Raw genomic sequence first — 12,857 nt, 5'->3', positions numbered from 1 at the left:
ATGACCGGATGGCTCTGGATGCTCAGACGTGGTCGATCGCCGAACTGGCCGCGGAGTACGACGTCACCCTGCGCACGATCAGGTTCTACGAGGACCGCGGGCTGCTCACCCCCGAGCGCCGCGGCACGGTCCGTGTCTACCACCCGCGCGACCGGGTCCGGCTCGGCCTGATCCTGCGCGGCAAGCGCCTCGGCTTCAGCCTCGACGAGATTTCCACCATCGTCGACATGTACGACGCTGAGCCCGGCGAGGAGGGGCAACTCGTCTACCTGCTCGAGCAGATCGGCAGCCGCCGGGCCGAACTGGAGCAACGGCGCCGCGACATCGACGAAACCCTCGTCGAACTAGCCGAGGTCGAACGCCGCTGCGAGACAGACCTGTCCGCGCTCAGATCGCGTCTTCGTACGCCCTGAGGCGCAGACCGGCCCCGGCGGCGCTGAGCGTCTGCACGAACCACCTCCCGCTGCTCCGCCGTCAGCACCTGCCGTCGGTACCTGCCGTCGGTACACCGGGCTCCGGGTGGACCCCACACCCCGATCGGGCCAGATGTCGGGGGTTCGGACACCAGACGGGGACCTCGGACACGAAATAGCCTGACCCAGGGCCCCACGAGGTGTCCGCGGTCCCCAGAGCCGGCCAATCCGCGCGCCTCGAAGCACCACGACGACCGGCGTCGTCATCGCCACCTACCGACCGGCCGGCGCCTGAACCCGAACACGAGTCTGGTCATAACGCCTGAGAGCCAGTGCGGCGATGCGCGGATCGGCGCCGAGCGGGTCGCTCACGAAGCGATCACCCGCGAGGCGCCGAACCCGATCGGCGAAGAACCCCGGCGCCAGGAGGTAGGTCGCCACCGCAACCCGGTCCTTACACCGACCCAGCACCGGCGCGAGGCGTTGTCCCGCACCGGACACATAGCCGACCTCGACCGGCCGGCCCACGTGAGCAGCCAACATCGCCGCCGTCGCCGAACAATCCAGCAACGCGCGACGATCCGAGGATCCGGCTGCCGCCAGCACCACCCGATCCACCCGGCGCAGATCGCCCAACCGATCGGCGAGCACCTCGACCAGCACAGGATCCGGCCCCAACGCCGCGGCCGCCTCCACGCGCCCGGGCCACCGAGCCGCCTCGCCCGCGACGTCCACGGCCACGTGGTAGCCGCTGCTCAGCAACAGCGGCACCACGACCGCCTGGTTGCTATCGGCAACCACTCGCCGCACGAGCGACGGCAGCGCCGGTACGTCGACGTCCACGAAGCCGAGCGAGATCGGTACTTCGGGACGCAACCGGCCCAGCTCGCGAACCAGTGCATGGACCTCGCGAATACCCCGGGGATCCGCCGTCCCGTGCGCGGCCGCGATCAGGTCGGCCGTCATGTCGGCAGTCATGTCGGCAGGGCCACCGGCTCGACGGCAAGGCGGTACCCCCGCCGCACCACCGTACGAACCAGCTCGGGCCGGCCAACCGCAGTACGGAGCCTGTTCACGGTCACTTCCACGGCGTGCACATCTTCAGCGCCGGGCAGAACCGCGAGCAGGTCCGGCCGCGAGACCACGTCACCGCCCGCCGCGACAAGAGCAGCCAGTACCGCGCGTGGCCCGGGTCCGAGTGGTAGCACCACTCCATCGAGCACGGCCGCTCCGCCACGGATCACGAGCTGACCGAAGGCCGTCTCGATCGAGCGCGCGTTGTCGTCGGTGAGCCGGTCGGTCACGATCCGGATCAGCGCACCCAGCCGATAGCGGTCGGGGATGAGCGGCTCCAACCCCAACGCCCCGAAGGGTTGCGCGGTGACGGGCCCGACACAGGCGTTCAGCACCCGCCCCGTTCGCAAAGCAGTCACCAGTGCGTCGTAATGCCCGGTCAGAGCAGCAGCATCCAGCAGAGCCTGGGCGCCCGGCGCCGACGTGTGCACGACCGCATCGACGTTGCCGGTGCAAATCAGCCCGATCACGCGCTCGACCACAGCGGGATCGGGCGCCGGTCCCCAGCGATACACCTCCAACCCGCGCACGGAAGCGCCGGCAGATCGCAGCGCATCCTGCAGCGCGGGATCCGACAAACCATGCAGCTGCACCACGATCTTCCGGCCGACCACGCCCTGGTCCCGCAGCCAGTCGACCACCTCGGCTGTCGTCTCCGACCGGGCCGACCAGTGCTCGACCAATCCGGCGGCACGGATCGCGCCGCGCGCTTTCGGGCCTCGGGCAAGTAGCCGCGACTGCTCGAGCGTGCCGAGCAGGTCAGCGGCAAGCCCTGCGGTGTCCGCCGCCTCCACCCAGCCGCGGAATCCGACCGCGGTGGTGACGATGACGTCGTCCGGTGGGTTCGCGATCACCCGCCGGGTCGCCTCGATCAGCGCGTGGTCGTCGGAGACCGGCGTGATCTGCAGGGTGGGCGCGTGCAGCACCTTCGCGCCGCGCCGCTCGAACGACGCGATCAGGTCGTCCGCCCGGCGATGAGCGGTCACGGCCAGCGTGCACCCGCTCAACGGACCCGGCCTAGTCATCACCGATGCTCACCGTCACCTGGCCGTCGACAAGCTGTACTCCGTACGTCGGGATCGTCACGTCCGGGTCGTCCAGGCAGATCCCGGTGCGCAGGTCGAACACCTGCTTGAACATGGGGGATGCCACCGTCGGCACGTCGCCGCGGCTTCCCACGATGCCGCGCGACATCACGTTGGCGCCGCTGAACGGGTCATGGTTGTCCAGCGCATAGACCGTGCCGTCATGCGTGCGGAACAAGGCGATCTGCCGTTGCCCGATCAGGGCGGCGACACCTCGCTCCGGCAGCAGCGCGGCGTACCCGCAAACTGCTGTGGCAGCCATCGTCGGAACACTCATCGGCGTACCTCCAGTCGGGGACCGGCCAGCGGGACCGGTCCCATCTGTCCGCGTTCTGCCGGGGTCGCCGGCCGCGGCTGGTTGCGTTCGACCACGTAGCGCAGGTCGGCGTCGGGCTGGTCCGGGGCGTTCACGAAGGAGACGAACCGGGCCAGCTTCTCGGGATCCCGCAAGGTGGCCTGCCACTCGTCGACGTAGGAGTCGATGTGGGCGGCCATCGCCGCGTCCAGGTCGGCCGCGATACCAAGGCTGTCGTTGAGCACGACGTCGCGGACGTGGTCCAGGCCGCCCTCGATCTCGTTGATCCAGACGGCAGTGCGCTGCAGCCGATCCCCGGTGCGGATGTAGTACATCAGGAAGCGGTCGATTGCCTGCAGCAACTGGTCTTCGGTCAGGTCGGACGCGAGCAGCTGCGCATGCCGCGGTGTCATCCCGCCGTTGCCCCCGACGTACAGGTTCCAGCCGTTCTCGGTCGCGATCACGCCGACGTCCTTGCTGCGCGCCTCAGCACACTCGCGGGCGCAACCGGAGACCCCGAGCTTGAGCTTGTGCGGCGATCGCAGCCCGCGGTAGCGGAGCTCGAGTGCGATCGCCAGCCCGACCGAGTCCTGCACGCCATAGCGGCACCAGGTCGATCCCACGCAGGACTTCACGGTGCGCAGCGCCTTGCCATAGGCATGGCCCGACTCGAACCCGGCATCGACCAGCCGCTTCCAGATCGCCGGCAGTTGCTCGATCCGCGCGCCGAACAGGTCGACCCGCTGGCCGCCGGTGATCTTCGTGTACAGGCCGAAGTCCCGCGCCACCTCGCCGATCGTGATCAGCCCCTCGGGTGTCACCTCGCCGCCCGGGATCCGCGGCACGACGGAGTACGTACCGTCCTTCTGGATGTTCGCCATCACGTGGTCGTTGGTGTCCTGCAGGGTGGCGCGTTCGCCGTCGAGCACGTGCCCGGCCGGGTCGAGGCTCGACAGGATCGACGCGACCACGGGCTTGCAGATGTCGCAGCCGCGTCCGTTTCCGTGCCGTTCGACGATCTCGCTGAAGGTCCGCAGCCCGGTCACTCGTACGACGTCGAACAACTCGGCGCGAGACAACGCGAAGTGCTCGCACAACGCCTTGCTGACCTCGACACCAGCGGCGGCGAGTTCGGAGTCGAGCAGGTTCTTGACTATGGGAAGGCAGGACCCGCAGCTGGTGCCGGCCCTCGTCTTGCCGCAGAGCGACTTCAGCTCATCGCAACCGTCGTCGCGAACCGCGCACCTGATCGTGCCGGCCGAAACGCTGTTGCACGAACAGACCGGCGCATCGTCGGGGAGCTCCAGCTTGGTGGGCCGGGAGCCTTCCGGTAGCAGGAATGATCCGGGGTCGGCGCCGAGCTCACGCCCCACCATCGGCCGCAGACCCGAGTACGCCGACGCGTCGCCGACCAGGATTCCGCCGAGGAGCGTGCGGGCATCGTCGGACAGCACGAGCTTCTTGTAGACCCCCGCGACCGGGTCGGCGTACACGATGTCGAGTGCGCCCTCAGTGGCGCCGAACGCGTCACCGAAGCTGGCCACGTCGACACCGAGCAGCTTCAGCTTCGTCGAGGAATCCGCGCCGGGGAAGGTTGCCTCGCCAGCCAGCAGGCGGTCCGCCACGATCTCGGCCATCGCGTAGCCGGGGGCAACCAAGCCCCAAACGCGCCCCTCGATGCACGCGACTTCACCGATCGCCCAGACGCCCGGTACCGAAGTACGGCAGCTGTCGTCCACGACGACACCGCCGCGTTCGCCAATCGCCAGCCCGGCGGCCCGGCCGAGCTCGTCGCGCGGCCGGACGCCGGTCGCGAAGACGACCACGTCCGCTTCGAGATCCGGGCCGTCGGCAACGGCCATCGCGCGGGCGGCACCCTGGGAGGTCGTCTTCACCCGGGTGACCTGGGTGGCGGTGAGCACGTCGACATCGAGTTCGCGGATCAGCCTCGCGAGCGCGCTGCCGCCACCTTCGTCGACCTGCAACGGCATCAGCCGGGGCGCGAACTCGACCACCTTGGTCGCGGCACCCAACGCCCTGAGCGCGCCGGCCGCCTCGAGACCGAGCAGACCGCCACCGACGACGACACCGTGGACGTCCTTGCCCTCGGATCGCAGCCGCTCCACATAGACGCGCAGCGCGGCGACGTCGTCGATCGTCCGGTAGACAAAGCACCCGGTCGCGTCACTGTTCTTGACCGGCGGCACGAACGCATTCGACCCGGTCGCCAGGACGAGCTCGTCGTAACGGATCAGCTCGTCGCGGGTGGTCCGGACAGTCCGATTGTCGACGTCGAGGGCAGCCACCGTGACGCCCTTGCGCAACGTCACCGCCGGGTCCGTCCAGAGGTCGGGCTCACCGAGAGACAGGTCCTGGGGATCGCGACCTGAGAAGTAGCTCGTCAGGGCCACCCGGTCGTAGGGCTGCCGTGGCTCCTCGGCGAGGACAGTGATGCGCCAATCGATCCCGGTATCGCGGGAGCGCAGCGCCTCCACCAACCGGTGCGCGACCATGCCGCCCCCGACGATCACCAAGTGCCGGGCCTGGTTCAGCTCTGTCATGGTTGCCCTCCTGGTCGGAACGGGTTCGGTCTCGCCACGCCGCAACTGGCCGAGGACGTTGCCGACAGCCCCCACACAGCTGCCGCACCCTGTGGTAGCTCTGGTCTTCGCCGCGATGCCGTCCACGCTGTCGGCACCCGCCTTCCAAGCAGTCTCGATCGCGGCCCGGGTCACGCCGTTGCACCGGCAAACTGTCAACAACCTCTTCCTCGGCGGTTCAGGTGCCGTCAGCAACGACTCAGCGGCCACGGGTGTTCGCCGATCGGCCAACAACATCAACTCAGCCGCAACCTCCGGCGCCCCGACCACCACCGCAGCCTGAACCACCCCATCCCGGACCACCGCCCGCACAGACCGCCGCTCATCAACCAGGCGAACAACCTCATCCCGGGCCCACTCGCCATCCAGCCGCCCGAGCGCCAACACATCCAGCCCACCTGCCGTCAGCCGAACGACCTCCGGCCCAGGCTGGTACGACGCCCCCTCGGCGAGGTAGTCCGCAAGTGCGAGCGCCTGGTCCCAGGCGGAAGCAACTGTGCCGGAGATCAGCCCGTCGAACTCGGCACAGTCGCCGATGGCATGCACGCGAGGATCCGCCGGGCTCGTCAACCTGTCATCGACAACGATGCCGCAGGCGGAACCGATCGTCAGTCCTGCAGCGATTGCCAGGTCAACACGGGGCTTCACACCACAGGCAACCACCAACAGCTCACCAAAGACGGTGCTGCCACTGCTCAGGTGAGCCGCCCGGAACTGACCCTGCCGTAGGTCAGTGGAGGTGACGGTGGTGTTGAGGAGTACTTCGATGCCGAGTTCGCGGACTTCGCGGGTGATTCGTCGGCCCGCGGAGGGCCGGACAGTCTTGTCCAGCAGGGATTCGCCGTCGTGGACCAGCGTCACCGCGATGCCGCGCTCGCGCAGAGCACAAGCCGTCTCCACTCCGAGCACACCACCACCGAGAACCACCGCACGGCGTACGTGCTCCGCGGCTTGAACGATCGCGGTCGCGTCGGCGGCTGTCCGCAGGGTCTGGAAGCCCTCGATCCCAGGAGGAACGACCGGTTCCGCGCCAGTGGCGAAGACCAGGTGGTCGTAGGCCGACTCGCGACCGCGGTCGTCCGTTACAACCTGTGCGGCCCGGTCGACGCTGACCACGGCGGCGAGATCGCCCTTGGTTATAACGGGTTCGGGCGCCCGCCCTGCGAGGTATTCGGTCAGCCGACTGCGGTTGTAGAACCCCTCGTCGCCGAGGACAACCACGTCGTACTTGTCCCCCAGCAGTTCGGCCAGCCGGGTGCCGGCCATGCCGCCGCCGATGATCACGACCCGCGCGGTCATCTGACAACCGCCCACGCCGGCGTCAGGTCGACTGCGCAGACCTTGAACTCGGGCATGCGCGAGATCGGGTCCAGGGCGTCGTTGGTCAGTTCGTTCACGCTGCCTTCGCCGCCGTAGTGGAACGGCACGAAGACCGTGTCAGGCCGTACGTCGGCGGTCACCCGCGCGGGCAGAACCATCGAACCCCGCGCCGTCGCGAGCCGCACCGGCCGACCGTCCGCGACACCCAACTGCGCGGCGACCCGCGGATGGATCTCGGCGAACACCTCCGGCTCGGCCTCGGTCAGCTCCGCAACACGACGCGTCTGCGCCCCACTCTGGTAGTGCTGCAACAGCCGCCCGGTGACGAGATATAACGGTGCGTCGTCGCGGAGATCGTCCGCCACCGGCTGATGGTCAACGGCTATAACCCGCGCCCGGCCATCCGGCGTACCGAAGGTGTCCGCGAACAACCGAGGCGTCCCGGGGTGGTCCTCGGCCGGACAAGGCCAGAACAGCGCCTCGCCCGCATCCAGTCGAGACCAGCTGATCCCGGAGTAGTCCGCGATCCCGCCCGCGCTGGCAGCCCGCAGTTCCTCGAAAATCTCCGCCGGATCAGTGGAGAACGGAATCGACGGCCGCAGCCGCTCAGCAAGCCCGGCGAACACCGCCAGGTCACTCCGCACCTCACCAGGCGCTGGTACGGCAGCCCGCCGCCGCAGCACGCGTCCCTCGAGCGAGGTCATCGTGCCTTCCTCCTCGGCCCACTGCGTCACCGGGAAGACCACGTCGGCGAGCAACGCGGTCTCGGACGGAACCACGTCCGCCACCACCAGAAGATCCAGCGCTGCAAGGCGTTCCCGGACCGAGGCCAGCCGCGGCGCGGACACCACCAGATTGCTGCCGTGCACCAGGAGCGCACGCGGGCCGTCCGGCGTACCGAGTGCGTTGATCAGCTCAACCGCACTACGCCCAGGCCCTGGCAGCTCGTCCGGCTCGACTCCCCAGACGCCGGCGATATACGACCGTGCCGCGGGATCGGCGATGCTCCTGTACCCCGGAAGCTGATCAGCCTTCTGCCCATGCTCGCGACCACCCTGGCCGTTCCCCTGGCCGGTGATACAGCCATAGCCACTACCGAGCCGACCAGGAAGCCCGAGCGCCAAGGCGAGGTTGATGCAGGCCGTGACCGTGTCCGTGCCCTTGCTGTGCTGCTCGGCGCCACGCCCGGTCAGGATGAAGGCACCCGCACCACCATGCATCGGCGCAGCCGCCGCAAGCACGCGCGCTGCCTGCCTGATGGTCGAAGCCGGTACGCCGGTGATGCGCTCGGCGCGCTCCGGCCACCAGGCCGCGGTGGACCGATACAGCCCGTCCGGGTCATCCGTGCGCGCTTCCAGGTAGGCCGTGTCGCCAAGCCCTTCCTGCAAGATCACGTGAGTAAGTGCCAGCACCAACGCCAGGTCGCTCCCCGGAGTCGCCTGCAGGTGGACCCCGGCGCCGTCCTCCGCGAGCCCGGCGGTCGCAGTACGGCGTGGGTCGACGACGATCAAGCCGCCGGCGGCCCGGGCGGCCTTCAAGTGCGCGACCGCGGGCGGCATCGTCTCGGCCAGGTTGCTGCCGACGAGCAGGATCGCGCCAGCACCGCCAAGGTCCTCCAGCGGGAAGGGCAGTCCACGGTCGACCCCGAAAGCGCGATTCGTCGCGGCGGCAGCGGACGACATACAGAACCGGCCGTTGTAGTCCACATTGGAGGTCCTCAGAGTCACCCGCGCGAACTTCCCCAGGGCGTAGGCCTTCTCGTTGGTCAGACCACCACCGCCGAAGACCGCCACCGCGTCATTCCCGTGCGCGGCCTGCAGCACGCGGATCCGGTCAGCAACGAAATCCAGCGCCTCGTCCCAGCTCGTCTCGACCAGTTCGCCGGCGGCGTCGCGGACCAGCGGACGAGTCAGCCGGTCCGGCACAGTCAGCACCTCCGGAGCCGTCCAGCCCTTCCGGCACAGCCCGCCCCGGTTGGTGGGGAAGTCGCGAGGTTGCACGGCAACCGCACCCGGCCGCCCGACCGGGTGCAGCGTCGTCGCGCACTGCAACGCGCAGTACGGGCAATGAGTGCCTACTGCCGTCACACGCGCTCCTGGCTGAGCGGGCCACCCCGACGCAGGTAGCAGAAGTAAGTGAGGGCCAGGCAGATCAGGTAGAAGCCGCAGAAGCTGTAGAGCGCCGGGATCAGCGAGCCGAAGTGGCTGCTGGACATCGCGAAACCGCGCGGCACCAGGAACCCGCCGTACGCGCCGACCGCGGACGCGATCCCGATGCAGGCGGCCGCCTCACGGCGAGCCCGGACCAGGTCCGGCCTGCCGTCGAGGTCCAGCGTGGTCCGCCGGAACACCGCCGGGATCATCCGGTACGTCGAGCCGTTGCCCGCGCCGCTGGCCACGAACAGCACCAGGAAGCTGATCAGGAAGCCGGGGAAGCTGCCCGCCTTCAGCGCGACGATCGCCGACAGGATGCCGAGTCCCATCACCACGAACGCGCAGACCGTCACCCAGGCGCCGCCGACCCGGTCCGACAACTTGCCGCCGAAGGGCCGCGCGACCGATCCGACCAGCGCGCCGAGGAACGCGATCTTGACCGCCGCCAGCTCCGGGAAGGTGGTCTTGATCAGCAGCGGGAACGCCGCCGAGAAGCCGATGAACGAGCCGAACGTGCCGATGTAGAGGAAGGAGATCACCCAGGTGTGCGGCCGCTTCGCCGCTGCGATCGAGGCGCGGAACGACGAGGTCGCGACGGACAGGTTGTCCATCAGCTTCCAGGCCAGGACGGCAGCCAGCGCGATCAGCGGCAGCCACATCAGCCCGGCCCGGTCCAGCGACAGACCGGCTCCCGCGACGATCACAATCGGCACCAGGAGCTGGACCACGGCCACGCCGAGGTTGCCGCCGGCCGCGTTCAGCCCGAGCGCGAAGCCCTTGTCCCGCTCGGGGAAGAAGAAGGAGATGTTCGTCATGCTGCTGGCGAAGTTGCCGCCGCCCACCCCGGCGGTGGCCGCGACCAGCGCCATCAACCAGAACGGCGTGTCCGGCTTGCTGACGAAGTACGCGAGACCCGTCGACGGGATCAGCAGCAGGAGCGCGGAGACGATCGTCCAGTTGCGACCGCCGAACTTCGGCACAGCGAACGTGTACGGCAGCCGCAGGGTGGCTCCGACCAGACTCGGCAGCGCCACCAGCCAGAACATCTGGTCGGTGCTGTAGGAGAACCCCGCCGCGGGCAGCGAGACCACCACGATGCTCCACAGTTGCCAGACCGAGAAGCCGAGGAACTCGGCGAAGATCGAGGGCCACAGATTGCGCCGCGCCACCCGGCGCCCCTTCCCGGCCCAGAAACCGGCGTCCTCCGGGTCCCAGACGTCGACCCACCGCCCGCGGCGGGGTGTTTCGACAGTACCCACCGCACCGGCGTGCTCGCGCGGAGTGACTACGTCCGGCCGTGCGTCGAGCGTCATCGTTCGTCTCCGATCATCCGACCTCACTGATTAGGCCAGGACGCTATGACCGGGGTGTTTCCGAGTGGTCATCTCGTTGTTACGCCGTCGAAACGGGTACCGCACACCTCCCGGCGGGTGGTGAGAGAAGTCGGTTCGCGTCGCCGCGGCGGTCACGGAGGCCGGGGGCTGGCCGTCCGATCGTGTCGAGTCGCCCGTCGCCGGTGGAGCCGTTATGGTCCGGCAAAAGGGGGTCGAGGGAGTGAGGAGCCCATGGCTGAGACCACAACCACAGACCGCGCTGATCGGTTCAACCTGCCGACAAAGAATCTGCCCGCACCACAGGTCCGCGACCTGCCCGAACCACCGTCCCAGGCCTGGCGGATCGTCGGCCCCGGCATGGTCGGGGCCGGCGTCGGGCTGGCTTCCGGGGAGTTCATCCTCTGGCCGTACATCTCCTCCCAGGTCGGCCTGGTGTTCCTCTGGGGCGCCGTCGTCGGCGTCGTGATCCAGTGGTTCCTGAACATGGAGATCGAGCGGTACACGCTGGCAACTGGTGAGACAGCGTTGACCGGCTTCAACCGCTACGGCAAGCACTGGGGCCTGTTCTTCGCGGTCATGACGTACTTCGCGAACCTCTGGCCGGGGTGGGCGACCAGTTCGGCCTCGATGCTGACCTATCTGTTCGGCGCCGGCGATCCACGCTGGATCGCGATCGGCATCCTGGTCGTGATCGGCCTGATGCTGACCCTGGCACCGGTCGTCTACGTGATGCTGGAGCGGCTGATCTTCGTCAAGATCGCGGCCGTCGCCTTGCTGGTGGTGCTGGCGTTGATCTTCGCGATCCGCGGCAAGACCTACAGCGCGCTGGGCGATGCCGTCACCCAGCCGCAGTTCCCGGTCGGGACGCTCGGCTTCGCGTTGATGATGGGTGCGATCGCGTACGCCGGGGCCGGTGGCGGGCAGAACCTGTGCCAGAGCAACTGGATCCGCGACAAGGGATTCGGCATGGGCGTGCACGTGCCGAGGCTGACCTCGCCCGTCACCGGTGAGAAGGAGGCGGACCCGACCGCGAACGGATACACGTTCCCGCCCGACGAGGCGAACCTTGCCCGCTGGCGGCGCTGGTGGAAGTTCGCCAACGTCGAGCAGGCGATGACGTTCGTCCTCATCACCGTGCTGACGATCGTCTTCACCTCGATGCTCGCGCATGCCACCCTGTTCGGGAATCCCGCGGTGAAGAACAACATCAGCTTCCTCAAGATCGAGGGCGTCACCCTGCAGTCCCTGGTGGGCGGCTGGTTCGGCTACCTCTTCTGGGCGATCGGCGCGTTCGCGTTGTTCGCGGCGGCGGCGGGCATCGTGGACTACACCTCGCGGCTGGCCTCGGACATGATCAAGGCCCGCTACCTGCGCACGTCGACCGTCAGCGAGTCCAAGCTGTACTTCTGGCTGGTCTGGGGATTGGTTGCCTTCGGCATCATCGTGCTGCTGGCCGGCCTGACCCAGCCGCTGGTGCTGCTGGTGATCTCGGCCTGCACCGCGGGCACGATGATGTTCTTCTACTCCATCCTGCTCTGGTGGATGAACCGCACGGCGCTGCCCCGCGCCATCCGGATCACTCCCCTGCGCGCCGCGGTGATGCTGTTCTCGTTCCTGGCCTTCGGTTTCCTGGCCGTCTTCACCATCATCGACCAGGTCAAGAAGCTGTGAGGTCGTAAGCCTCGGGACCACCGTTGACGGTGGTGTAGAGCGAGTACAAGGAGGTGGTGGCGGTCAGGAACAGACGGTTACGTTTCTGGCCGCCGAAGCAGAGGTTGGAGACCGTCTCGGGGACGTGAAGCTTGCCGAGGAGGGTGCCGTCGGGGTGGTAGACGTGGGCACCGTCCGCAGCGGCTCCCCAGACCCTGCCCTGGTTGTCGAGGCGGATGCCGTCGAAGGCGCCGTTGCCGCACTCGGCGAACAACTCACCGCCCGAGAGCCGGTCGCCCTCGACGGTGAAGACGCGGATCGTGGCCTCCTCGGTGTCGGTGATGTAGAGCAGACGGCCGTCGTTGGAGAAGGCCAGCCCGTTCGGCCGGTTGAAGTCGTCCGCGACGATGCTCAGCTCGCCGCCCGGGGAGATCCGGTAGACATGGCAACCACCGGTCTCGATGTCGCCCTTGTACCCCTCGTAGTCGCTGTCGATCCCGTACGCCGGGTCGGTGAACCACACCGATCCGTCGGGCCGGACGACCACGTCGTTCGGGCTGTTCAGCCGCTTGCCCTCCCAGTTGTCGGCCAGCACCCGGACCCGGCCGTCGTGTCCGGTCCGGGTGACCCGGCGGTTGCCGTGCTCGCAGCTGACCAGCCGGCCCTCTTGGTCGAGCGTGTGCCCGTTCGTGTTGCCGGCCGGGTGCCGGAAGGTCGAGACCTGGTACGACGTCTCGTCCCAGCGCAGCATCCGGTCGTTCGGGATGTCGCTGAACAGCACGTACCGACCGCCCGGGGAATACACCGGTCCCTCCAGCCAGCGCCCGCCGGTCCACAACCGCTCGAGGTGGGCATCACCGCGGATCCCGGCGAAGCGGTCGTCCAGCTTCTCCCAGACGGCGGGAACGGTTCCGGCCAACGGCTCGAGCATGC

9 protein-coding genes are annotated in these 12,857 nt (G+C 68.6%); 2 read left to right on the top strand and 7 right to left on the bottom strand.

From position 1 onward, the window contains the following. Nucleotides 1–8 precede the first annotated feature (8 nt). A complete protein-coding gene (locus tag ABD210_RS31480; protein WP_344116584.1) occupies nucleotides 9–413 on the top strand; it encodes a MerR family transcriptional regulator in 405 nt (134 codons plus the stop codon). Between the two features lie 273 nt (nucleotides 414–686). On the opposite strand, the gene ABD210_RS31475 is transcribed toward ABD210_RS31480, so the two are convergent. The 6 genes from ABD210_RS31475 to ABD210_RS31450 are packed head-to-tail and all read right to left on the bottom strand — an operon-like array spanning nucleotide 687 to nucleotide 10,253. Next, nucleotides 687–1,391 (bottom strand): sirohydrochlorin chelatase, encoded by a 705-nt coding sequence (locus ABD210_RS31475; RefSeq protein ID WP_344116582.1) that lies wholly within the window; start codon nucleotides 1,389–1,391, stop codon nucleotides 687–689. Next, the gene (locus ABD210_RS31470) at nucleotides 1,388–2,512 is read right to left on the bottom strand and encodes a uroporphyrinogen-III synthase (RefSeq protein ID WP_344116580.1); all 1,125 of its coding nucleotides are present in this window, start codon (nucleotides 2,510–2,512) and stop codon (nucleotides 1,388–1,390) included. Before ABD210_RS31470 ends, ABD210_RS31475 begins: the two co-directional genes overlap by 4 nt. Further along, complete coding sequence (gene nirD, locus ABD210_RS31465; protein ID WP_344116578.1) at nucleotides 2,505–2,849, bottom strand: nitrite reductase small subunit NirD; 345 nt, start codon at nucleotides 2,847–2,849, stop codon at nucleotides 2,505–2,507. Before nirD ends, ABD210_RS31470 begins: the two co-directional genes overlap by 8 nt. Continuing rightward, on the bottom strand, nucleotides 2,846–6,766 hold the full coding sequence (gene nirB, locus ABD210_RS31460) for a nitrite reductase large subunit NirB (protein WP_344116576.1): 3,921 nt from the start codon (nucleotides 6,764–6,766) through the stop codon (nucleotides 2,846–2,848). The genes nirD and nirB overlap by 4 nt, the downstream gene beginning before the upstream one ends. Beyond that, nucleotides 6,763–8,874 (bottom strand): molybdopterin oxidoreductase family protein, encoded by a 2,112-nt coding sequence (locus ABD210_RS31455; protein ID WP_344116574.1) that lies wholly within the window; start codon nucleotides 8,872–8,874, stop codon nucleotides 6,763–6,765. Before ABD210_RS31455 ends, nirB begins: the two co-directional genes overlap by 4 nt. After that, complete coding sequence (locus tag ABD210_RS31450) at nucleotides 8,871–10,253, bottom strand: MFS transporter (RefSeq protein WP_344116572.1); 1,383 nt, start codon at nucleotides 10,251–10,253, stop codon at nucleotides 8,871–8,873. The genes ABD210_RS31455 and ABD210_RS31450 overlap by 4 nt, the downstream gene beginning before the upstream one ends. 252 nt (nucleotides 10,254–10,505) lie before the next feature. Here ABD210_RS31450 and ABD210_RS31445 point away from each other — a divergent pair, with 252 nt between their 5' ends. Beyond that, nucleotides 10,506–11,945: an Nramp family divalent metal transporter gene (locus ABD210_RS31445; RefSeq protein ID WP_344116570.1), complete on the top strand. Its 1,440-nt coding sequence runs from the start codon at nucleotides 10,506–10,508 to the stop codon at nucleotides 11,943–11,945. Here the strand turns inward: ABD210_RS31445 and ABD210_RS31440 are convergent. After that, complete coding sequence (locus ABD210_RS31440; RefSeq protein ID WP_344116568.1) at nucleotides 11,932–12,855, bottom strand: SMP-30/gluconolactonase/LRE family protein; 924 nt, start codon at nucleotides 12,853–12,855, stop codon at nucleotides 11,932–11,934. The two genes, ABD210_RS31445 and ABD210_RS31440, sit on opposite strands and share 14 nt — an antisense overlap. Between the last annotated feature and the right edge of the window lie 2 nt (nucleotides 12,856–12,857).

Origin of the sequence: Kribbella alba (genome assembly GCF_039529635.1) — a bacterium.
Lineage (GTDB): Bacteria > Actinomycetota > Actinomycetes > Propionibacteriales > Kribbellaceae > Kribbella > Kribbella alba.
This window is presented reverse-complemented; position numbering and strand designations above follow the sequence as displayed.